Origin of the sequence: Glycomyces lechevalierae (genome assembly GCF_027622945.1) — a bacterium.
Taxonomy (GTDB): Bacteria; Actinomycetota; Actinomycetes; order Mycobacteriales; family Micromonosporaceae; genus Glycomyces; species Glycomyces rutgersensis.
The window spans coordinates 145190-164523 of sequence record NZ_JAPZVQ010000007.1 but is presented as its reverse complement, the minus strand read 5'-3'; the positions used below and the strand labels follow the sequence as shown (position 1 = coordinate 164523).

Genomic DNA, 19334 nt, shown 5'->3' with positions numbered 1-19334 from the left:
CGGGCCGCCCGGTCGCCGCGCTCCCGCCATCGACCACAGCACGCTCTCACCACGTCGGCCGAGTCGTAGTCGGCCGCCCTGGCGTAATCCGGCCTTGGACAACCGCGCTCCGCGTAGTAAGTTGGGGCATCCGTAAGAATTAAAGCTGCGATTCCCCTCCGAGAGGAACCGATGAACCAGCCCGCTGCACCTGAGAGCTGCACCCGCTGGGGCGTGTACGAAGTCGCGCTCCACGGCCCCGCCGACGGCAACCCGTTCACCGACGTCGACCTGGCAGCGGTCTTCAACGACGGTGAGCGGGAGATGCGCGTCGGGGGGTTCTACGACGGCGACGGGACCTACCGGATCCGCTTCATGCCCGACGCTGAGGGACGGTGGACCTTCACGACGGACTCGAACGTCCCCGTTCTCGACGGCGTGACCGGCGGGTTCACCTGCACCGCACCGGCTCCGGGCGCGCATGGTCCGGTCCGGGCCGAAGGCTTCCACTTCGCGCACAGCGACGGCACCCGCTACCTCCCGGTCGGCACCACGGCCTACGCGTGGACCCACCAGGTCGGGCGTCTGCGGGACCAGACCCGCCGGACGCTGGCCGCGGGGCCGTTCAACAAGGTGCGGATGTGCCTGCTGCCCAAGTGGTACCAGTACAACCACGTCGAGCCCGAGTTTTACCCCTTCCCCGGCTCGGCCGAGGACGGCTGGGACACGACCCGGTTCGACCCGGCGTTCTTCCGCCGGTTCGAGCAGGAAGTAGCCGCCTTGCAGGGCATGGGGATCGAAGCGGACGTCATCCTCCTCCACCCCTACGACCGGTGGGGATTCGCCGACCTCGGCCCCGAAGCCGACGACCGGCTGATCCGCTACACCGTCCGGCGCCTCGCGGCCTACGCGAACGTGTGGTGGTCCATGGCCAACGAGTACGACATGATGGGCGCCAAGACCGAGGACGACTGGGAGCGCCTGGCCGCCGTCGTGACCGAGGAGGACCCGCACGGGCACCTCAACTCGATCCACAACTGCGGCCCGTTCTACGACTACGCCAAACCGTGGATCACCCACGCCAGCATCCAGCGCCAGGACGCCTACCGGACCGCCGAGTTCACCGACGAGTGGCGCGAACGCTGGGGCAAGCCGGTCGTGATCGACGAATGCGCCTACGAAGGCGACATCGACCAGGGCTGGGGGAACATCTCCGGTGAGGAGCTGACCCGGCGCTGCTGGGAGGGCGCGGTACGGGGCGGCTACGTCGCGCACGGCGAGACCTACCTCAACGACGCCGAGGAACTCTGGTGGTCCAAGGGCGGCGACCTCATCGGTTCCAGCCCGGCCCGCATGGCCTTCCTGCGCGAGGTCATCGCCGCGTCGCCGACCGGGGTCCTCGATCCGCTCCCCTCCAACTGGGACGCACCAGTCGGCGGGGTCGCCGGCGAATACGAGGTCACCTACCTCGGGTTCAGCCGCCCACGCTTCCGCGAACTCAAACTCCCCGAAGGCAGGCGCTGGGCGGTCGACGTGATCGACACCTGGAACATGACCGTCGAACGCGTCGCCGACCACGCCGAGGGCACCGTCCGTGTCCCTCTCCCCGGCCGCGAACACATGGCCATCCGCATCCTCGCCGAGCAATGACGAGGAACCAGGGCAAGGAAACCCCCCTATCGAGAGCGGAGTAGTAGATGGCATCGCAAGTCCCGTCGCATGGTGACGAGGATCCAGTATTCGAGTGGGCCCTCCCTGGGCTCCACCTGAGATTCGACCACCGCGACGACCGCCCCGTGCAGCTCGTGCGCCTCGCGACGGCACCCGAGGCGCCCTCGGCGGTCGCGCCGTGTGCGGTCGTCGACGTCGTCACCGCCGGCGTCGAGCACCGCGACAGCGACGACCAGGGCCTCCTCTACTCGAGCGCCGGGCAGCGGCTCCGCTACGCGGGCCACGAATCGGACGAGACCGAGCTGCGGATCCGCCAGCGGGCACCGGAGTTCGGCGTCGAGGTGCTCAGCGTCTTCCGCGCCGCTGGGCCGGGCCTCCAGATCCGTCACACCGTTCGCAATAACGCCGACCGGAGTCTCGTACTGCTCTCAGTGAGCTCGGCGCTCGTGGCCGTGTCCGCCGACGGTGCGCACGACCTCCTCTGGGCCGAGAGCGAATGGCGGGCCGAGGGGCGCTGGCGGCAGCGCCCATTGAGCGAGCTGCTGCCCGACATCGATCCCCCGATGCACGGCGGCCAGCACCCGCGCGGGCTCTTCTCACTGACCAGCCATGGGAGTTGGTCGACCGGTTCGTTCCTGCCGACCGGGGTCCTCGCCGGCGAGACCGTCCATTCGATCGCGTGGCAGGTCGAGACCAGCGCCAGCTGGCACTGGGAGGTGGCGCAGACCGGGGCCACGGTGACCGTGGGCGTGTACGGCGCGACCGACAGGCACCACCAGTTCGCCGCGCGGCTGGCGCCGGGCGAGGAGTTCACCTCGGTGCCGGCAGGACTCTGCGTCGCCGATGGCGGCCGGGACGCGGCCTTCGCGGCGCTCACCGGTTACCGGCGCGCGATCCGTGAGGTGCGCCCGGTCGACGCGCGGCTTCCGGTGGTCTACAACGACTACATGAACACGCTCATGGGCGAGCCGTCGACGGAGAAGCTACTGCCGCTCATCGAGTCCGCGGCCGAGGCGGGCGCGGAGTACTTCTGCATCGACGCCGGGTGGTACGCCACGCCCGGCAGCGCCTGGTGGGTCGGCGCGGGGGAGTGGCTCGAGGCTCCCGAGCGGTTCACCGGCGGCTTGTCGTCGGTCACCGACGCCATCCGCGCCAACGGCATGCGGCCCGGGCTGTGGTTGGAGCCGGAATCGGTCGGGGTCGAGTCGGCGCTAGCGGAGCGGTTGCCGGAAGAGGCGTTCTTCCAGCGGTTCGGCGAGCGGGTGATCGTGGCGGGGAACTTCCAGCTCGACCTGCGGCATCCGGCGGCGCGCGCGCACTTGGACGAGACGGTGGACCGGCTGGTGGGCGAGTTCGGGCTCGAGTTCATCAAGCTCGACTACAACAGGAACATCGGCGGCGGGACTGAAGTGGACGCCGACACGCCAGCGGCAGGGCTGCTCGGTCACACCCGTGCCTTCCGCGACTGGCTGCGCGGCGTGCACGCCCGGCATCCGGGAGTGCTGTTCGAGAACTGCGGTTCGGGTGCGCTGCGCATGGACTACAACCTCCTTTCGGTGGCGCATCTGCAGTCGACCTCAGACCAGGAGGACTTCCGGAAGTACGCGCCGATCGCGGCGGCCGCGCCCGCGAGCGTCCTTCCCGAACAGGCGGGGAACTGGGCGTATCCGGCCGCGTCGATGACCCTGGAGGAGACGGCGTTCGCGATGACGGCGGGCGCCATGGGTCGGTTGTACCTCTCCGGGTTCCTTGACGAGTTGAGCGCGGAGCAGTCCGCGCTGGTACGCGAAGCCATTGCGCTGCATAAGGACTGGCGGCACCGTATCGCCAGGTCGCATCCGGTGTGGCCGCTGGGGCTGCCGGGTTGGGGGGACGAGGTGATCGCGCTGCAGCTCGACACCGAGTCCGAGTCGCTGCTGGCGCTGTGGTCGCGCGGTGAGGCCGCGGAGGTCGCGCTGCCCGGGCTGCGCGGGCGGGACCTGAAGCAGGCGTACCCGGTCGCCTTGCCGGAGTGGACGATCCGCACCGACGGCGAGACGCCGGTGGTCGAGTTGCCGGCGGGGCCCGCCGCCAGGATATTCACAGTGCAGCGGTGATCCGGAGTCCAGCTGTCAAAGGCCTACGAGAACTCCAGTGGCGGACGCTGAGGGCCGGGAAGGTTTGCAGTTATTCATCTGATCTTTTTCACGCACAAGGCTTGTGCGAGGAAGGGCTCTCGGCATATTGTTAGTTTGTAGGCATATCCAAATTTAAAGATCCTTCGCTACTTCAGCCCTTCCGGCGGCATCCTGGAAAGGACCCCTCCAATGCCCGTTCCCTCCATGAACGCGCCCTTTCCGTTGGCCCAGAAGCACTTCACGAAGGCCGGCATCACCGGCGCTGTGAAAGGTTGACCCGCGGTCTCTGAAAGTTCCGCAGGGGGAGGGCGTCCGGATCTGTGCCGGGCCCGGACGCCCGCTTCCCCCACGCCGTCACACCGCGGGGACGCAAGTTCCGACAACCGATTCAAAGGAGATCCACGTGCGACGACGCACATTCGCCGCGACCGCAGGAGCGGCCGTGGTCGGGGCCGGTGCCCTGTCCGTTCCGCTCCTCGCAGGAGCCGAGGAACGCAACAGGCAGGGCGGCGACGCCTACACCTGGAAGAACGCTGCGATCAACGGCGGCGGGTTCGTGCCGGGCATCGTCTTCAACGAGACTGAGGCCAATCTCATTTACGCCCGCACCGACATCGGCGGATGCTACCGCTGGCAGGAGGACTCGCGGACCTGGAAGCCTCTGCTCGACTGGGTCGGCCGCGACAAGTGGGGCTACTCGGGCGTGGTCTCGATGGCCACCGACCCGGTCGAGACGAACCGCGTCTACGCCGCCGTCGGGACTTACACCACGGACTGGGACACCAACAACGGCGCGATCCTCTACTCCGACGACAAGGGCGACACCTGGGGTGTCGCCGAGCTGCCGTTCAAGCAGGGCGGCAACATGCCCGGGCGCGGCATGGGCGAACGTCTGGTCGTCAACCCGGCCGACAACGCCGAGCTGTACCTGGGCACTCCCAGCGGCAACGGGTTGTGGCGCTCGAAGGACTACGGCCGCACCTGGGCGAAGGTCGAGGAGTTCCCGAACCCCGGCAACTTCGTCATCGACCCCGCGAATCCTTACAACGCGGACAACCAGGGCGTGATCTGGATCGACTTCGACCAGATCGGCGGGAAGATCTATGTGGGCGTGGCCGACCCGGCCGATCCGCTGTACGTCTCCGAAGACGGCGGCGCGACCTGGCAGGCCGTCCCCGGCGCAGCCGCGGCGCTGGGTTCGGTCGACGGCAACCGCACCATTCCCAAGCAGTCCGCAGTGGACAATACGAACGGGTTCCTGTACGTCATCACCGGCTACGACCCCGGCCCTTATAACGGCGCGCCCGCCTCGGGCAACGGCGGCAAGATCCAGCGCCTGTCCACGCAGACCGGCGAGTGGACCGACGTCACCCCGACCTACAACCCGCGCGGCGTGATTCCGGGCTTCGGCGGGATCACCATCGACCTCCAGAACCCCGGCACTCTGATGGCCTCCACGTGCAACAACTGGTACCCCGACGAGATCCTCTACCGCTCAACGGATTCCGGCGCTACCTGGTCGCTGAGCTGGGACTACGCCGAGGGGCAGGATCGCCACGACCGCTTCGTCATGGACAGCTCGGGCAGCCCGTGGCTGTCGTGGAACGGCGAGGACCAGGGGCCCGCGTACGCGGTCAAGCACGGGTGGATGATCGAGGCCTTCGCGATCGACCCGCACAATTCCGACCGCCTCATGTGGGGCACTGGGGCCACGATCTGGGGCACTGAGGAACTGACGCAGTGGGACGCCCAAGGCGAGTTGATCGGTGAGGACGGGAACGGCGGACGCGTCGCCCTGCCGATCGAGCAGTTCACTGTCGGCGTGCGCGCCGAAGGCGTCGAGGAGTGCGCGGTCCTGGACCTCGCCGCGATCGGTGGCACGCTCGTCTCCGCTGTCGGCGACGTCGGCGGCTTCGTCCATACCGACCTCGGCCGCGCCGAGCCGATGATCGACACCGACTGGTCCACGGGCACCAGCGTCGACTTCGCCCAATCGAAGCCTGACGTCGTCGTCGGCACGGGCAACGTGCACGGCAACGAGAAGGGCCACGTCGGCGTCTCCACCGACCGGGGCAAGACCTGGAAGAACGCCGCACCCGTTGAAGGCGTCCCCGGCGACGGCCACGGCGGCACCGTCGCGGTCACCGCCGACGGGTCCAAGATCGTCTGGTCGCCGAGCGACACGGAGGTCACTCCGGTCTACAGCACCGACCTGGGCGAGACCTGGAACCCGGTCGAAGGACTCCCGGCGGGGGCGAAGGTCCGCTCCGACCGCGGCAAGGCCTCGGTCCTGTACGCCTTCTCCGGTGGCGTGTTCTACCGCAGCACCGACGGCGGCAAGACCTTCGCCGACACGGGTGCGACCGGCCTGCCGACCGGGGCGGTGGAGAACTTCCGTGCCGTTCCGGGCCACAAGAACCACGTCTGGCTCGCCGGGCGCGGCGACGAGAAGGAGGGCATCGGCGGGGGCATGTGGCGCTCCAAGGACGGCGGCACCACCTGGAAGAAGATCACGGTGTTCGAGACGGCCGAGTCGGTGGGCTTCGGCAAGGCCGCCAAGCGATCCGGCTATCCCGCGATCTTCACCTCGGCCGTGAAGGACGGCAAGGCCGCGATCTACCGCTCGACCGACGGCGGCAACCGCTGGTCCCGCATCAATGACGACGACCACCAGTGGGCCTGGTCGGGATCGTCCATCACCGGCGACCCGCAGATCTACGGCCGCGTCTACCTCACCACGAACGGCCGCGGCATCATCTACGGCGACATCGCCGCCTGATGCGAAGAGCCGCCCCGCGCGACGCGGGGCGGCTCCTCGCCGACGTGACACCCCGAAAGGCTTCACCGAGGTCCCCGCCTGGGGCCGAGCCGCGCCGAAGCTGCGAACTCCAGCGGATCGTCTTATCACGATCCGCCTCCGACCGATACCGATCCCCCGACCAGAAGGAGACCAACATGTCCGCCGAGCTTTCGGTGCAGCTCTACAGCGTGAGGGACGCGCTCGCCGCCGATCTGCCGGGAACGCTCGACCGTATAGCGGAGCTCGGCTTTTCGAACGTCGAACTCTTCGGCTTCGTCGACCGAGTCGACGAGTACCGCACCGCGCTCGCGAACGCGGGCCTCACCGCGCTCTCGGGCCACGCGTCGATCGCCGAGGGCGATGCCGAGCGCGCACTCGACGCCGCGGCAGCCCTCGGCATGCGGACGCTCATCGAGCCGATGATCCGCCACGGATGGGAGACCGAGCACGGCGTGTCCGCCATCGCGGCACGACTCGGGCAGATCGCCGCCCAAGCACAACCCCTCGGCCTCGAGGTCGGCTACCACAACCACACCTGGGAATTCGAGTCCGACATCAACGGACGCAACGCCTTCGACGTGTTTGCGGAACGACTCGACCCCGCGGTGGTCCTCGAGATCGACACCTACTGGGCCGAGGTCGGCGGCGCCAGCGCACCCGCGCTTCTCGCCCGTCTGGGCGACCGGGTGCGGCTGATCCACGTCAAGGACGGACCCCGCAGCACCGACGCGGCCGCGCAGCAGCCCGCGGGAGCGGGGGACATGCCGGTCAAGGAGATCCTGGCGGCCGCACCGGACGCGGTGCGGGTGATCGAGTTCGACGCCTATGCCGGGGACATCTTCGACGGGATCGCGCAGAGTCTGCGCTTCGTCTCCGGGCAGGCGTCGTGAACGGCGGGCCGGTCGGCGTCGGCGTCATCGGCGCGGGAGTCATCAGCAGCGAGTACCTGCGCAACCTCACGACGTTCCCCGATCTCGCCGTGCGATTCGTGGCCGACCTCGACACCGAACGGGCCGCAGCGCAGGCGGAGGCGTTCGCCGTCCCGGGATCGGGAACGGTGGCCGAGCTCCTCGCGCGCGAGGACATCGAGATCGTGGTGAACCTGACGATCCCCGCCGTGCACGTGGAGGTCGGCCTCGAGATCCTGCGCGCCGGCAAGCACGTGTGGAGCGAGAAGCCTGTCGCGATGGACCGCGAGAGCGGCCGGCCGCTGTTGGAGGAGGCGGAGCGACGCGGTCTCAGGGTCGCTTGCGCCCCGGACACCGTCCTCGGCTCCGGCATCCAGACCGGCCTGCGAACGATCGCGGACGGCCGGATCGGGGAACCGCTCACCGCCCTGGCGATCATGCAGTCCCCCGGCCCCGAGTCGTGGCACCCGAGCCCGGAGTTCCTCTTCGACACGGGTGGCGGCCCGCTGTTCGACATCGGCCCGTACTACCTGACCGCCCTCGTCCACGTCTTCGGCCCGGTGCGCCGCGTCAGCGCGACCTCGTCGCGGTCGCGCGCCACGCGCGTCATCGGTTCGGGTCCGCGCGCCGGAACCGAGTTCCCGGTGAACGTGCCGACGGCGCACAGCGCGCTGCTGGAGTTCACCGGCGGCGCGAGCGCGGTGGCCATGTTCAGTTTCGAGTCCCACCTGTCGCGGGCCGGCCTCCTCGAGATCACCGGGACCTCGGGCACGCTCGCGCTGCCCGACCCGAACGGCTTCGACGGCCCCTCGCGGCTGTGGCGGGACGGCGGCGAACCGGACCTGATCGACGCCGTCGGACCCGAATACGGCAGGGGCGCCGGCGTGCTCGACCTGGCCCGCGCCATCCGCTCGGGAACCGGCGAGCGGGCCTCCGCCGCCGTCGCCTTCCACGTCCTCGACATCATGGTCGCGATCGCGGAGGCCGCGGCGTCAGGAAGCGCCGTCGAACCGCAGAGCACGGTGGCCCGGCCCGATTCCCTTCCGCACCAATGGGACCCGGCGGCTCGCACCCTCTGACCATTGCCAACATGACACGAACGGCTCGCCTTCGTGATCGGAGCCGCGTCACCCCGCCTCGGCGTGTCCCTCGCCGAGGCGGGCTTCGGCACCCCTCGGGTGACTGCCTCGACGGCACGGCCCTGTTCGGGAACCGATCCTTGCCCTCGCTCACCAGCGCATGGGGCCTCGAGCCGCAATGATGTCGTCGTAGCCTGAGCGGTAGTCGGGGTATCGCAGCGTTCCAAGGAGCGATGCGAGCCGCTCACCCGAGATGAGGTGCCCGCTCGGCTCGGTGGGCAGCGCCGGCGGCGCCGGGATCTGCAGTCGCCGCGCGATGTAGTCGGCCACCTCGCCGCGGGTGGCCGGGTAGTTGTCGACCGCATGCAGTGTCTGCGGCGGCTTCGGTGCACGCAGCAGTTCGCGCAGCGCGCGCACCAGGTCGGTCTCATGGATGCGGTTGGTGCGCCGCTTCCGGTCCATCGGGACACCGCGCTCAACCTGCCGGATCAGATGATCGCGGCCCGGCCCGTAGATCCCCGCCGGGCGGACGACGACCGCGTCGAACAGGCGGCGGGCCTCGGTTTCACTGTCCAGGAGGGCCTGCGCGCGCGGACTCGCCGGACTGGGGATGTCGTCCTCCGTGAGCGTCCGCAGGCCCGGGTCGCCGTCGAACACGCGGGTCGAGGACACCAAGATCACGCGCCGCGGCCGAGCGGGCAGGGCCGCCGCGAGCCGGCGCAGCGGGTTCACGAGGTCGGGCGATTCGCGCTCGGACGCGCCGGGCGTCAGGGTGACGACCATCGAGCCGACCGATGGGAGCTCGGCGGTGAAGGGTCGGCGGTAATCCAGCTCGATGCCCGTGAACGACCGAGGGAGCACTTCGACGTCGCGTCGCACCGCGAACACCCGATGCCCCGCCTCGATGAGCACTTCGCCGAGTCGGATGCCGACCTTCCCGCAGCCGAACAAGAGCACGGAGGCATCGAGGTTCTCCATCGCCCGCCCCTTCCCTTCGGCCTCTCCACGATATCCGCATGAGCGGTTGACGCGGCCGTGTCGCGAAGCGGTCGAGTCAGACTGGACGCTTCGCAACCGCCTCGTCCGTCTCCGGGGCCACGAATCCGAACCGGTCCGCCACGCTCTTGCCTTCGCTGATCAGAGCCGGTACGTTGATCAGCGAACCGGTTCGCTGACGCGGCACTGCCCAAAGTGCCGACGAGAGGCGGACTTCTCAAAGATGAGATTGAGGCGAAAGTGAACGTACGAGCACGGCGTGCCGCGCGAATATGCAGTGTGGTGGCGGTTGCCGCGATCATCCCCTTGGCGGCGGTGCCCGCCGCCGGCCAGGAGGCGGGTGTCATCAGGGCCGATCTCGGCCAGACCACCGGCGACTTCCTCGGAGGAGCGTCGGGCACACTGTACGGCCTGTACGACGAGGGGCTCCCTTCTGAGAACCTCATCGACGGCATCGATCTGACCACGGTCGCGACCAAAGCGCAGGACGGCCCGCAGCACCCGGGCGCGGACGCGCTCGAAGCCCTCGGCTCGGTAGTGGAGGCGTCGAACGGCGACGTCTACATCTACACGACGGACATCTACCGCGGCTTCCCCTACCAGTGGCCCGGTGACACCCCCGAGGAGAAGCTCGACGACTACATGGACAAGCTCCGCGTCCAGGTCGAGCAGGTCGCGACCCTACCGGTGGAACAGCAGGACAACATCGTCTTCCTTCCGTACAACGAGCCCGAAGGGAACATGTTCGGCACCGGCCCCTGGAGCTACAACGGCATCAGCTGGCACACCGATCCGCAGTACTTCTTCGCGGCCTGGGACCGCGCCTACGAGGTGATCCACTCGGTCCTGCCCGACGCACGCATCGGCGGTCCGAACACCAGCACCCTCTACAACCAGGTCGAGGGCTTCTTGGAACACACCGTCCAGGCGGGAACGGTGCCGGACGCGATGGTGTGGCACGAGCTGTCGAACCCGGCCACGATCCGCAGCAACGTCGACAAGTACCGCGGCTGGGAGGCCGAGCACTTCGCCGGTACCGAGCACGAGGGCACCGAGCTGCCGATCAACATCACCGAGTACGCGTACAACTACCACACCTCGGTGCCCGGCCAGATGATCCAGTGGATCTCCGCGCTGGAGGACTCCAAGGTCTACGGCGACATCGCCTACTGGAACATCGACGGCAACCTGTCGGACTCGGCCGTGCAGGCCAACCGGGCCAACGGCCAGTGGTGGCTCCTCAACGCCTACAGCCAGATGCATGGTGGACAGACCGTCAAGGTCACGCCGCCGCGGCCGGGCGTGAGCTACACGCTGCAGGGTGTGGCGGCCCTCGACACCGACAAGCGGCAGGCCCGCGTCCTGCTCGGCGGCGCGAGCGGGGCGTACACGCTCGCACTCGACAACGTCCCGTCCGGGACCTTCGGCCAGAACGTGCACGCGGTCGTGCGCGAGATCGGCTGGAGCGGCCAGCTCGGCGACTCGGCCCAACCCTCCACGGTGGCCGAGGTCGACCTGGCCGTCACGGGCGGCACCGCCGAACTCGCCTTCGGCTCCGGCGGACTGCCGGCGCTCGATGCGGAATCCGCCTACGAGGTCATCGTGACCCCGAGCGTCGCTCCCGGGGATGCGGCCGTCCCGCAGACGGCGTGGGAGTCGACGTACGAGGCCGAGAACGCCACCTGGACCGGCACGGGCCTGCAGCGCAACGGCCCTGAGGGCTCCCCCTCTGCCCTGGCGAAGTTCTACACCTCAGGCGGGTACAACGTCGGCGGGATGCGGACCGGCGCGAACAACGCGATCGAGTTCAACGTCAGCGTTCCCCAGGACGGCGTCTACGACCTGAGCGTCTTCGCCAGCTCGCTCAACACCGACCCCGACGTGCAGGCCCAGGGGCCGACGAACATGTTCCTGCGGGTCGACGGCGACGCCGCCACCGAGCAGGAGCTCTTCTTGAGCCTGGGCTACAAGTGGGTGGTGTGGGACCACACCGACACCAAGGTCGAACTCACCGCCGGGGACCACGTCATCACCCTGGCCACCCGCAGCCTCGACGGGACCGGAGCCATCACCGGCGACGTCATCCTCGACAAGATCGACCTGTCGCTGCCCCACCCGGGCTTCACCGGCGACGTGTACGAGGCCGAGTTCGCCGAACTCGACGGCGGCGCGGCCCCCACCTACGCGAGCACGCACCACGGCTCCGGTCCGGGCGCGGCGGCCGTGCCCGCCGGCGGCGAGGCGACGTTCTGGGTCTACTCCCCGGACGACGCGTCCGCGCTGCTCGACGTCGCCACGCGCGGCGACCGCAAGGTCGAGCTCGAGGTCAACGGCCAGGCCGTGACCACCGGACAGGGCGGCATCGTCGACGCCTTCCTGCTCGGCGGCATCAACCAGGTCACCGTCAAAGGCGCCCAAGGACTCGAGGTCGACCGACTCGTCGTGACGCCCTCCGGTGAAGCCACCGGGGCCGTCTACGAAGCGGAGGACGGCACGGTCGCCGGGAGCGCCGAGGCCACGAGCCTGTCCCTCGCCTCCGGCGGGGCCGCGGTCACCGGCATCGGCGGGGACCCCGGCAACGGGAACACCCTGACGTTCAACGACGTCGAGGTGTCGAAAGCCGGCAAGTACGCGCTGACCTTCCGGTACTCCAACGAGGAGCAGTCGCCCTCCACGCACTACAACCCCGACCCCGTGGCACGGTACGCCCTGGTGTCGATCAACGGCGCCCAGCCGGTCCGCGTGATCTTCCCGCACTCGTTCCACGAGAACAACTTCTGGGAGCTCACGGTGCCGGTCGACCTCCGAGCCGGAGCCAACTCGATCGTCGTGCGCGGCGAGGAGAAACCGCAGTTCGACGGCACAAGCTACGCCTCCGACACCTGGCCGGGCGTGCCGCTGCGCTCGCAGTTCGCGCCCAACCTCGACCGGATCGCGGTCACGCCGCTGTTCGGCGACGTCGCCTGGCGCGAACTGCAATCGCTCAACTACCCGGATCGTCTGGTGCGGCACGCGAACTCGAATGTCCGCCTGGAACAGAACCCCACCCCCGAAGACGACGCGCGTTTTCGGATGGTGCCGGGCCTGGCCAACGGCTCGGCCGAGTACGTGTCGTTCGAGTCGGTGAACCACCCGGGCCAGTACCTGCGGCACTCGTACTTCGAACTCGTGCTGGCGCCCGACGACGGCACGGCCCTGTTCGACAAGGACGCCACGTTCAAGATGACCGAAGGACTGGCCGACGAGTGGTGCACGTCGTTCCAGTCGTACAACTTCCCGGCCCAGCACCTGCGGCACTCGGGCTTCGAGCTGCAGCTCGATCCCATCGAGGACGCGGGCGACCGCGCCGACGCCACGTTCTGCATCACCGTCTGATCCTCCCTTGTGGCGGCCGCCGGCTGAGCCGGCGGCCGCCGCTCAGTCGATCGACGCTCCACAGCGAACCGGTACACTGGACCGGGTTCGAGCGAGGAACGGAGGGAGCGGCGTGGCCACGATCGGCGATGTAGCGCGCGAGGCCGGGGTCTCGCGCAGCACCGTCTCCTCGGTCCTGACCGGCCGCAAGTACGTCAGCCCCGAGACGCAGGCCAAGGTCGACGCGGCGGTCGCCAAGCTCCAGTTCTCCGTCAACGCCGGGGCCAGGGCACTGGCGACCTCTCGGACCATGGCGTTGGGAGTCGTCGTCGGCTTCCACGAGGCCGAGTTCAGCCCGGCGCTGGCGGCGTACCTCATCGCTCTCTCCGACGCGGCGCGCGAGCAGGGCTACTCGGTCGTGCTGCTGACCGAGCCCGACGGCGTCGAGGCGGTGCGGCGGGCGATCTCCGGCCGTCAGGTCGACGGGTTCATCCTGCTCAACGTGGTCGACGACGACCCGCGACTGGAACCGATCAACAAGGCGCGCTATCCGGCGGTCCTGCTCGGGATGCCCCAGGACACCCGCGGCGTCGACGCGGTCGACCTCGATTTCGCCGCCGGGGCCGCGATGCTGGTCGACCACCTCGCCGACGCGGGCCACCGCGAAGCGGTGTTCGTCAAATGGCCCGAAGAGCTGTACGCCGCGGGCAGCACCTATGCGAACCGGTTCGCCAGCTCGGCCCGTGAGCGGGCCGAACAGCGCGGCCTGCGGCTCGTCCCGATCGCCGTGCCGGTGGGGCCGGAGCAGGTGCGCGCGACCCTGCGCGCGGTGCTCCAGGACCCCGAGAACCCGCGCGCGCTGCTGATCCACAACGACGCCGCCGTCGCGATGCTCCCGTTCGCGCTCCATGACCTCGGACTCGAAGTGCCCGCCGACCGGAGCGTCGTCTCACTGCACGCGGCCGAGCTCGCGCGGCTCTACGTCCTGTCGTTCACCTCGGTCGAGTCCGAGCCGGCGGCCGTCTGCCAGACCGCGGTCGAGATGCTCGCCAAGCGGATCGCTTCTCCCGACGGCCCGGTGCAGAAGCGGCTGATCGTGCCGCCGCACATTGAGCCGAAGGGCAGTGTCCAAGCCGCCGCATAGGCCAGCCCGCGTCCGGGCGTGTACCAACCCTGCCAACCGGCTGGTGGCGATCCCGCCGGCACGGGAGCGGCGCCACCGCACTGCGTCCGTTCGGATCCCGGGGAAAGTGCGTTCGCGGGCATTGGTTCCTGCTCTCGCCGCGCTGCCCGGTTTGCGGTCGGTGGCAATCGATGGCTTCCGGTGCGCTCAGCGGTGTTCGATAGGATTCGATGGGGTGGCGCCCGCCGCGGTATGGGACCCCATGTGCGCTGCGGTGGCGCGCACCAGGTGCATTCGGGCAGGAAACGGGCGGTGGAGGTTCGGTGAATCGCGGCAAGGTCACCATGAGCGACGTTGCGCGGCTCGCCGGCGTGTCGCCGATGACCGTCTCCAACGTCATCAATGATCGAGTCCCCGTCAGCGACAGCGTTCGCGAGCGGGTGCTCGCCGCGATCCGTGAATCCGGCTACCAGGTCAACGCCGCGGCGCGGCATCTCAGGTCGGGACGCAGCGGGGTCATCGGGCTCGCCGTCCCCCAGATCGGCAACGCCTACTTCGGGATGCTCGCCACATTGGTCATCGAGGAGGCGCAGCGGCACGGCTACCACGTCGCGATCGAGCAGACCGGTGCCCTCGCCACCGGCGAGGTCGCGGCGATCGCGCAGTCCCGGAGGCTTCAGTTCGACGGACTGATCCTGTCCGCAGTGGAGATCGAGTCGCTGACGCCCGACCGCGGCAACCCGATCGTGCTGCTCGGCGAGCAGGATCTGGCGGGCCGCTTCGACCGCGTCACGGTGCCGAACGAGGGCGGCACCGCCGCGGCCACCGAGCATCTGATCGATCAGGGGTGCGAGCGCATCGCGGTCGTCACCGGGGGCGATCTGAACCGCCTCACCATGTTCACGCGTCGCTACAACGGCTACCGAGCCGCGCTGGAGGACCGCGGGATCAAGCCGGACCCGCGGCTGCGGTTCGCGGTGGATTCGCTCTCGTGGGAAGGCGCCCGGGCCACCGGCCGCCGGATCGCCGACGCGGATCTGGGCATCGACGGTGTGGTGGTCTTCAGCGACACCATCGCGATGGGGGTCATGCGCGGCTTGCGGGACCGGGGTGTCGGCGTCCCCGACGACATGCGCGTCATCGGGTTCGACGACGTCCCCGAGTCCGCGGTCTACATACCCTCGTTGTCCACGGTCAGCCCCGATCACCGGTGGAAGGCGGCCAAGGCCGTCGAGCTCGTCGTCGCGCGGATCGCCGATCCCGAGTTGCCTCCTCGCGAGTTCACCGCCCCGTTCACCGTCGTCCGGCGGGAATCCACCGCCTGAGCTTCCACATGGTGCTGCGGCCGCCGTAGATCGGCGGCCGCAGCGTCCGTCAGGTCAGAGGCCGGCGCACTGCCCGCTCCTGGGGCCCTTCACTTCGTTGGCCGTTCCGTTGTTCACGGGGGCCGGTTCACTTTCGCTGCACGACAGCGGACCGTCGATCTCGTTGCCCGCGATCACGTTCCACCCGTTCGTGCCGACCGCGCTCACCGGACCGGAGACCTGGTTCGGCTCGCAGCCCAGGACGGGATCGCCCAGGGTGACCGAGGCACTTCCGGTGAGGCTCACCGGTCCGCTGACCTGCGTGCCGCACAGCACGATCAGCGCCGCATCGTTCGCGGAGAGCGGGCCGGTGATGCGCGCGCCGTCCGTGACCAGTGCGGCCCCGCCGGCGACGTTCACCGGCCCGTACACGCGCGACCCTTCGCCTAGGCAGGTCGTTCCCGAGGTGACCGCGAGCGGCCCGTAATGCGTGCCGCTCACCTCCGTGTCGCAAGCGACGGCTGCGAACTCGTCCACGACGTCGACCACGGCCGTCACTTCGCCGTACTCGGTCGTGCCGGTGACCTCGACCCGACCGGCGCTGCCGGTCGCGTTCGAGGGCAGGTCGGCCCAGGCCACCGGGACCGCCGCCTCGGTGCCGTCTGCGGTGGTCAGCACCTGCACCGTCTCAGGCAGCGCGGGATCGCCGCCGGTCTCGACCGCCGTGTAGACCGTGTCCTCAACGACATGCGTTGCGCGGCTTCGGTTGTAGACGTCGATCGAGGCATTCGGCTCGGAGGTGTTCGCCATGCCGGGCACCGACCGGAACATCGACTGCCAGCTCGCGGGTTCCCACAGGAGCGCTCCGGCGCCTTGGTTGTCGACGACGTCGTTGACCATCTGGAACACGTGCTGGATCGCGTCGGCCTGGCCCTGGACGGTGCGCGGGAAGGTCGAGTTGGGCTGGGTGCCGCCGCCGGTGGCCGGGTACGAGGTCTCGGCGATCTCCAGTCGGTACTGCGGGTAGGTGGTCGCGAGCGTGTGGAGGTTCGATTCCATCTGCTCGAGGCTGCCGTGGTGCTCGGGATAGTAGGAGAGCCCGAGTACGTCGAAGTCCTGGCCCTTGGCGTTGAGCCGGGTCGTCAGCTGCTTCCAGTACTCGCCGGCTTTGCCCATGCCGCTGATCCGCCCGACCACCGAGTGCAGCTCTACTTCGGACTCCGGCGAGGCGTCGCGGACCGCCGCGATGCCGGCCGCCAGCAGTGTCGTGAACCGGTCCCAGGAGTCGAGGTACAGCTGGCGTTCGGCCGGGTCCTCGGCATACCGGTACTGCCACAGGATGCCGCCGCCGGGCTGCGACTGGTAGACCGACGCCTGGTCGCGGAAGTACGGCGGGTTCGCGCCCGCGTGGACCGCCTCGGTGTTCGGCGCTCCGATCGCTTCGCTGCCCCACATGAACCCGTTGGCGATCTCGTTGCCGACCGCGACCTTGTCCGGCACGGTCCCTTGCGCGACGAGCTGCTCCACGTAGTCGTACGTGTAGTCGTAGACCGCTTCCGTGAGTTCCTCGAACTCCAGTTCGGCCCAGGCCCGCGGCTTGGGCTGCTTGCCCGGGTCGGCCCACGAGTCGGCGTAGTGGAGGTCGATCCCTAGGCCGAGGCCGCGCTCCTTGACCCATTGCGCCGAGGTCAGGGTCCGTTGGGGCCCTTGGTAGGGCACGGTGTTCGGATTGCCGGTGGACTCGTTCCGGGGCTCGTTGAACACGCGGAGGCGCGTGTACTCCAGGCCGCGGTCCTGCATGACGTCGAGAAGGTGCGGACCCGCGCCGCGGTCCTCGGCCTGCGGGTGCATCCAGTACTGGCGGCCGCTCGGATCATCCATCCAAGACAGGTCGGCGCCCAGCACGACGTCGTCCCGCAGGTAGTTGAAGACCTCCAACTCGCTGACGCCCACGGTCGCGCCGGGAGAGGCCGCGGTGAGGGCGACGCGCACGAACCGGGTTCCGGGCTGCGTGAACAGGTCGACGCCGCCCGAGCCCGGTGCGGCGCTGGCCGACCGGTCCGCGACGACCGTCCAGGACTCGCCGTCCGGGGAGGCCTCGACGACGTACTGGTAGACGGCGCCGGGATCGGGAAAGGTCACGTGGACTTTGCGGAGGTTGTCGTAGGCGCCGCCCAGGTCGAGCCGCAGCCACTGTCCCGGGCCGGATTCGGTTGCCAGCCAAGCGGTGTCAGCGTCCTGGTCGACCGCCATCCCGGCGGTCTCGGCGCCGCTGGCGGCGGTCGCCTCCACCCACGGCTTCGCGGCGAGATTGCTCTCGATGGGCTGGAGGTCCGCCTCTCCGTAGAGGGCCGCGGCCGGGGCGGCCGGTCCGAGGGCGCCTACCAGCGCCCCGGCGAGTACCAGTGCCGCCGATGCACCGGCGGCACTGCGTTGCGGAGGTCTCATGAAGGTTCCTCTCGGGGGTCAGCGGAACAGGCCGGCGGGGACGATCCCCTGGTTCCGCATGTCGTTGCGGACGAGCTGCGCGAACTGGTCGGCGCCGTACTCGGAGGTGTGGGTGTTGTCGCTCGCCTCGTTGGTCAGGTAGAGGGCCTTGGAGCCTTCCGGGCCGAGCCGTTCGACCAACTGCTTGGTGAGCGCGGTCAGGTCGATGAGGTCCACGCCCTGCGCTGCGGCGAGATTCCGCATCTCGCGGGGAAGGTCGACGCCGACGCCGTTGACGTGCAGGGCGGTGCCGTTGTTGAGTGTGCCGTCCGAGTTGAACGAGCGGCGCACGATCGGTGTGACGAGGACGGGGACGCCGCCCTGTGCCTTCACGCCGTCGATGAGCCGGGTCAGGTTCGAGCGGAAGGTCGAGGCGCTGGTCTGCTTGTCGTTGTGCCCGAACTGGATGAGGACGACATCGCCGGGGCGGATGAGCGGCTTCATCGTCGGGAACAGGCGCGAGTCGGACAGGAACGACCCGGAGCTGTCGCCGGAGTCGGCGTAGTTGGCGACGGACAGGCCCTGGTCGAAGTACTGCGGGAGCTGCTGGCCCCAGCCTGTGTACGGGCGGGTGGACTGGTCGCAGACCGTCGAGTCCCCGGCGAGGAACAGCTGCGGCTGCCTTGCGGGCGTGACGGTCACACTGCTCACCCGCGGCGCGGAGCCGCCGAAGTACAGGTTCAGTCCGGGGTTGCCGGTGGATCCGGTCGGTTGTCCTTCGGGGGTGCGCACGTTGACGGTGAAGCTCTTGGTGACCTGCTGCCCGGCGGCGGTCACGGTGGTGCCGAGCATGGTGCGGCGGGTCTCGGCGGTGACCGTTGTGGAACCTGCGGTGGCGCCGCCGAGGACGACGGTGACGTCGTAGGTGCCAGGGGCCACGTCGTACCTGCAGGAGACGGGCGAGGTGCCGGTGCAGCCTTCGAGGCCGCCGCCCGATCCGCCGTCGTCGTCGACGGGGATGAGCTGGAACTGCTGGTTGGTGCCGCCGTTGGCGGTGTACTGGCTGATGCGGGTACCCGGGGTCGTCGAGCGCTCCCAGACGTCGAGGGCCTTGCCCGAGAGCCGACTGATGAACGTGGCATAGCCGCCGCTCTCCTGGACCTGCCACTGCTGGTTGGTGGAGTTCTGGTCGGTGTACTGGGCGATGGTCGCGCCGTCCGCGAGGCTCTTCCCCCAGACGTCGAGGACCTGACCCGAGTGGCGGGCCTGGATCCGGTAGTAGCCGCCGCCGGCGTCGATGAAGCGGAACTGCTGGCTCTGCGCGTCGGTGCGGGTGTTCTGCACCAGGCCGGCGCCGGTCGCGGTGGAACCGCCCTCGATCTCGAAGACGAGGCCGGAGGACCGGGACTTGACGACGTACCAGGCGGAGGTGTCCGGCGCGGCCGAGGCCCCGGCGGGGGAGATGACGAGGAAGGCGAGGACTGCTGCAGCGGCGGCCAGGAAGGCCGCCGACCGCCGCAGCCATCGTGCGGGGGAGAAGCGCATGGGCGCTCCGATCTCTTGGGAGTCGAATGGG

11 protein-coding genes are annotated in these 19334 nt (G+C 69.4%); 8 read left to right on the top strand and 3 right to left on the bottom strand.

Annotated features, from left to right (window positions below; translation table 11 throughout):
• Positions 1–171 precede the first annotated feature (171 nt).
• From O2L01_RS13605 to O2L01_RS13585, 5 genes are all read left to right on the top strand, one after another.
• A complete protein-coding gene (locus O2L01_RS13605) occupies positions 172–1629 on the top strand; it encodes a DUF5605 domain-containing protein (protein WP_270122489.1) in 1458 nt (485 codons plus the stop codon).
• A 47-nt stretch (positions 1630–1676) separates the two neighbouring features.
• Positions 1677–3746, top strand: a complete 2070-nt coding sequence (locus O2L01_RS13600; protein WP_270122488.1) for a glycoside hydrolase family 36 protein — start codon at positions 1677–1679, stop codon at positions 3744–3746.
• A gap of 424 nt (positions 3747–4170) precedes the next feature.
• Positions 4171–6546 carry a VPS10 domain-containing protein gene (locus tag O2L01_RS13595; protein ID WP_270122487.1) on the top strand — a complete coding sequence of 792 codons (2376 nt, stop codon included), beginning with the start codon at positions 4171–4173 and terminating at the stop codon, positions 6544–6546.
• Positions 6547–6722: 176 nt separating this feature from the next.
• Complete coding sequence (locus O2L01_RS13590) at positions 6723–7457, top strand: sugar phosphate isomerase/epimerase family protein (RefSeq protein WP_270122486.1); 735 nt, start codon at positions 6723–6725, stop codon at positions 7455–7457.
• Positions 7454–8554: a Gfo/Idh/MocA family protein gene (locus O2L01_RS13585; RefSeq protein WP_270122485.1), complete on the top strand. Its 1101-nt coding sequence runs from the start codon at positions 7454–7456 to the stop codon at positions 8552–8554. Before O2L01_RS13590 ends, O2L01_RS13585 begins: the two co-directional genes overlap by 4 nt.
• Before the next feature lie 150 nt (positions 8555–8704).
• Here the strand turns inward: O2L01_RS13585 and O2L01_RS13580 are convergent, their stop codons facing one another.
• Complete coding sequence (locus O2L01_RS13580; protein WP_270122484.1) at positions 8705–9532, bottom strand: sugar nucleotide-binding protein; 828 nt, start codon at positions 9530–9532, stop codon at positions 8705–8707.
• Positions 9533–11455: 1923 nt separating this feature from the next.
• Between O2L01_RS13580 and O2L01_RS25665 the strand changes: the two genes are divergently transcribed.
• The 3 genes from O2L01_RS25665 to O2L01_RS13565 all read left to right on the top strand — a co-directional run bounded on the left by O2L01_RS25665 (position 11456) and on the right by O2L01_RS13565 (position 15352).
• A complete protein-coding gene (locus tag O2L01_RS25665) occupies positions 11456–12925 on the top strand; it encodes an AbfB domain-containing protein (protein ID WP_374727691.1) in 1470 nt (489 codons plus the stop codon).
• Between the two features lie 112 nt (positions 12926–13037).
• The gene (locus tag O2L01_RS13570; protein ID WP_270122482.1) at positions 13038–14048 is read left to right on the top strand and encodes a LacI family DNA-binding transcriptional regulator; all 1011 of its coding nucleotides are present in this window, start codon (positions 13038–13040) and stop codon (positions 14046–14048) included.
• A gap of 302 nt (positions 14049–14350) precedes the next feature.
• The gene (locus O2L01_RS13565) at positions 14351–15352 is read left to right on the top strand and encodes a LacI family DNA-binding transcriptional regulator (RefSeq protein ID WP_270122481.1); all 1002 of its coding nucleotides are present in this window, start codon (positions 14351–14353) and stop codon (positions 15350–15352) included.
• A gap of 54 nt (positions 15353–15406) precedes the next feature.
• Here O2L01_RS13565 and O2L01_RS13560 read toward each other — a convergent pair whose 3' ends face one another.
• Positions 15407–17779 (bottom strand): glycosyl hydrolase 53 family protein, encoded by a 2373-nt coding sequence (locus O2L01_RS13560; protein ID WP_270122480.1) that lies wholly within the window; start codon positions 17777–17779, stop codon positions 15407–15409.
• 18 nt (positions 17780–17797) lie between these two features.
• Positions 17798–19303, bottom strand: coding sequence for an RICIN domain-containing protein (locus O2L01_RS13555; protein ID WP_270122479.1), 1506 nt, complete (start codon positions 19301–19303; stop codon positions 17798–17800).
• Positions 19304–19334 lie beyond the last annotated feature (31 nt).